The organism is Kineococcus glutinatus, assembly GCF_039542765.1.
In the GTDB taxonomy this organism is placed as follows: domain Bacteria; phylum Actinomycetota; class Actinomycetes; order Actinomycetales; family Kineococcaceae; genus Kineococcus_A; species Kineococcus_A glutinatus.
In genome coordinates, this window is the sequence record NZ_BAABIL010000487.1 from 1 (window position 1) to 3533 (window position 3533).

Below are 3533 nucleotides of genomic sequence, written 5' to 3' on the forward strand. Positions count from 1 at the left end.
TTCGGTGGGGCGAAAGGGAAAACCCGAACCGGGAAAAATTGCCCCATTCTAGAGGTCCGGCGGATCGACGACGTGGGGGTGGCGGGCCTGCACCGGCTGCTGGCGGTGCGCGGGGAGCTGGCGGCGGCGGACTGCCTGGTGGTGGTGGCGGGCATGGAGGGCGCCCTGCCGAGCGTGGTGGGCGGTCTGGTCGGGGTGCCGCTGGTGGCGGTGCCCACGTCGACGGGGTACGGCACGGGCGCGGGTGGGCTGGCGGCGCTGCTGGCGATGCTGAACTCGTGCGCGCCGGGGGTGGTCGTGGTCAACGTCGACAACGGCTTCGGCGCCGGGCTGCACGCGGCGCGGGTGGCGCGGGCCGTCGGCGCGGCGCGCGGCGGGGCGCCGGCGTGATCGGCTGGCTGCACTGCGCCTCGGGTGCCAGCGGCGACATGCTGCTGGGCGCGCTCGTGGGGGCGGGCGTGCTGCTGGAGGTGCTGGCGGGGGCGGTCGACGCCGTCGCACCCGAGCCGGTGCGGCTGCGGGTGGAGCGGGTGCGGCGGGCGGGGCTGGCGGCGACGCGGGTGCACGTGGAGGCCGCCGGGTCCCACGTCCACCGCACGTGGGCCGACGTGCGGGCGCTGCTCGACGCGGCCGCGCTGGAGCCGGTGGTGGCGGCCCGGGCGCAGGACGCCTTCGCGCGGCTGGCGGCGGCCGAGGCGCGGGTGCACGGTACGAGCCCGGAGGAGGTGCACTTCCACGAGGTGGGGGCGCTGGACGCGGTGGCGGACGTGGTGGGCGTCTGCGCGGGTCTGGCCCACCTGGGGCTGGAGGCGCTGCACGTCTCACCGGTGGCGCTGGGCGGCGGGACGGTGCGCGCGGCCCACGGCCGGTTGCCGGTGCCGGGCCCGGCGGTGGTGGAGCTGCTGGCGGGGGTGCCCTCGCACGGGGGGCCGGTGGACGTCGAGCTGACGACGCCGACGGGGGCGGCGCTGCTGGTGGCGCACGCCTCGGCGTGGGGGTGGCAGCCGCCGATGCGGGTGGCGCGGCAGGGCGCGGGCGCGGGGGCGCGGGAGCTGCCCGGGCAGCCGAACGTGCTGCGGCTGCTGCTGGGCGAGCCGGTGGGCACCCCGGTGGCGGGCGGGTCCGGCGCGGCGACCGGCGGCGAGGACGCGGTGCTGCTGGAGACGAACGTCGACGACCTGGACCCGCGGTTGTGGCCGGGGGTGCTGGCGGCGCTGCTGGCGGCGGGGGCGGCGGACGCGTGGCTGACGCCGGTGCTGATGAAGAAGGGCCGGCCGGCGCACGTGCTGGGCGTGCTGGTCGAGCCCGCGGGGGTGGAGGCGGCGGCCGCGGTGGTGCTGGGGCACACCAGCGCCATCGGCCTGCGCACGTCGGCGGTGCGCAAGCACCCGCTGCCGCGGCGCTGGGTGGAGGTGGAGGTGGGCGGGCAGCCGGTGCGGGTGAAGCTGGCCGAGCGCGACGGGCGGGTGGTGACCGCGCAGCCGGAGTTCGCGGACGTGGCGGCGGCGGCGGTGGTGCTCCGGGTGCCGGAGCGCACGGTGCTGGCCCGGGCGACGGCGGCGGCGCGGGACCTGTTGCCCTGACCCCGCTGCGCCCATCTCCGGGTTCGGGCGCTCCACACCCCACCCCGCCGCGCCCATCTCCGGGTTCGGGCGCTCCAGACGAGGTCTGCAGGCGCCGGAACCCGGAGATGGGCGCGGCGGGGTGCGAGCAGCGCGATCGAGCGGCCGGCCGGCCGGCGCGGACCGCCCCGGCCTCACCCGGCGCGACGGGTGAGGCGCTCCTCCCTGCGCCGCGCGGACCACATCTGCTCGCGGTCGTCCTCGGTGAGGCCGCCCCAGACGCCGTAGGGCTCGCGGTACTTCAGGACGTGCTCGCGGCACGCGTCCAGCACGGGGCAGCCGGCGCACACCGCGACCGCCTCGGCGTCCCGCCGCTGGCGCGCAGCACCGCGCTCCAGCTCGGGGTGGAAGAAGACCTCGGGGTCGGCCGCGCGGCAAGCGCCGCGCAGTTGCCACTCCCACTGGTCGGCAGTGGGCCGCAGCTGTCGGGACAGATCGGGCACGGGTATCCCCCCTCAAGGTCATGTCGTCTGGCTCGTAGTGCCCCACCCTGCCCTACTTCAAACGCAAAGTCACTACCCGAATGCGCAGCGTTACGAGAGCGGCGAAGTCGTCACTGTCCGTTCATCGGTGGCCACTGGCCGCACGAATCGGTGCAGTGCCCACAGCGCCGCCACCACCCACAGCAGGTCCCCGTTCTGCACCAGCCGCGCCAGCACCCGCGGCACCTCCGGCTGCGCGACGAGGTTCGCCCCCCACCACGGCCACGGCGACACGAGCAGCACCGCACCCACCACCGCCACCCGCAGCCGGGCCCGCACCCGCCCGTCACCGGCCAGCGCACCCAGCGCCACCACCCCCCAGTGCACGTGGTGCAGCCACGACACCGGCGACAGCAGCACCGCCAGCAACCCGCACACCGCGACCTCCCCGACCCGGCTGCCCGCCCGGTGCACCAGCCGCGCCACGCCGTACCCCAGCACCGCCGCCACCAGCACCAGCGCCAGCCACAGCGCCTGCGTCGCCGCCGGGGACAGGTACAGCCGCAGCACCGCACCGCGCAGCGACTGGTTCGACGACCCCGCGTTGGGCCCCAGCCGGTCCGACGACAGCAGCGCGTCCGTCCAGTACGCGAACGAGGCCTCTGGCGCCAGCAGGAAGGTGCCCAGCGTCACCGCCGCGGCCGCGGCCACCGCGTTGCGCAGCTCCCGCCACTGCCGGGTGATCGCGAAGTGCACCAGGAACACCCCCGGCGTCAGCTTGATCGCGACGGCCACCCCGACCAGCGCCCCGCGCGGCCAGCGCACCCGGCCCACCCGCCCCCGCGCGACGTCCAGCAGGCACAGCGCGATGAGCAGCGCGTTGACCTGCCCGAAGCGGATCCCCTCGCCCACGGGGGAGAACCACACCGCCACCGCGCACACCACGCCCTGCGCGAGCCCCGCGCGGTGCCCGGCCCGGCGCAGCAGCGGCGCGAACGCGATGCCCACCACGAGCCACAGCAGCGCCAGCTGCAGCGCCGTCCACAACCAGCCGAGCACCCCGAACGGCACGAAGGCCAGCGGCAGCGCCAGCACCGCCGAGAACGTCGGGTAGGTGAAGGGCAGCAGCTGCGGCACCTCCGTCTCGTAGGCGTAGACGGGGCGGCCGGTGAGCAGGCTCACCCCGGCCTCCCGGTAGACCTGCAGGTCGACCTGCCACTGGTCCTGCGGGTAGGCCACCAGGTAGCGGTGCACGACGGGCGCGGCGGCCAGCAGGAAGAGCAGCAGCCCGAGCCAGCGCCAGCGCGCCGCCCCGACCGTCGTCCCCTCCCCCGTCGCCGCCGCCCCGACCGGTCCCGCCCGCTCCCCCGCTGCCGTCACGGGCGGGATTCTCCCCGAGACCCCACCCGGGCCCGACCGCCGCGCACCCGTCCCCGCCCCGGCCGCCGCCTAGCCTGGCCCGGTGCTGCCCGCCCCCACCGCCACCCCG

The 3533-nt window shown here is 77.1% G+C and carries 4 protein-coding genes; 2 read left to right on the forward strand and 2 right to left on the reverse strand.

The features are described from left to right. Together ABEB16_RS16795 and larC are read left to right on the forward strand one after the other, a co-directional pair. The coding region (locus tag ABEB16_RS16795; RefSeq protein ID WP_345713372.1) for an AIR carboxylase family protein at window positions 1–390 on the forward strand (390 nt) is incomplete at its 5' end. Next, window positions 387–1583 carry a nickel pincer cofactor biosynthesis protein LarC gene (larC, locus tag ABEB16_RS16800; protein WP_345713373.1) on the forward strand — a complete coding sequence of 399 codons (1197 nt, stop codon included), beginning with the start codon at window positions 387–389 and terminating at the stop codon, window positions 1581–1583. The genes ABEB16_RS16795 and larC, both read left to right, overlap by 4 nt. Before the next feature lie 173 nt (window positions 1584–1756). On the opposite strand, the gene ABEB16_RS16805 is transcribed toward larC, so the two are convergent. Together ABEB16_RS16805 and ABEB16_RS16810 are read right to left on the reverse strand one after the other, a co-directional pair. Beyond that, a complete protein-coding gene (locus ABEB16_RS16805) occupies window positions 1757–2065 on the reverse strand; it encodes a WhiB family transcriptional regulator (protein WP_345713374.1) in 309 nt (102 codons plus the stop codon). Window positions 2066–2155: 90 nt separating this feature from the next. Next, window positions 2156–3424, reverse strand: a complete 1269-nt coding sequence (locus ABEB16_RS16810) for a glycosyltransferase 87 family protein (RefSeq protein ID WP_345713375.1) — start codon at window positions 3422–3424, stop codon at window positions 2156–2158. Between the last annotated feature and the right edge of the window lie 109 nt (window positions 3425–3533).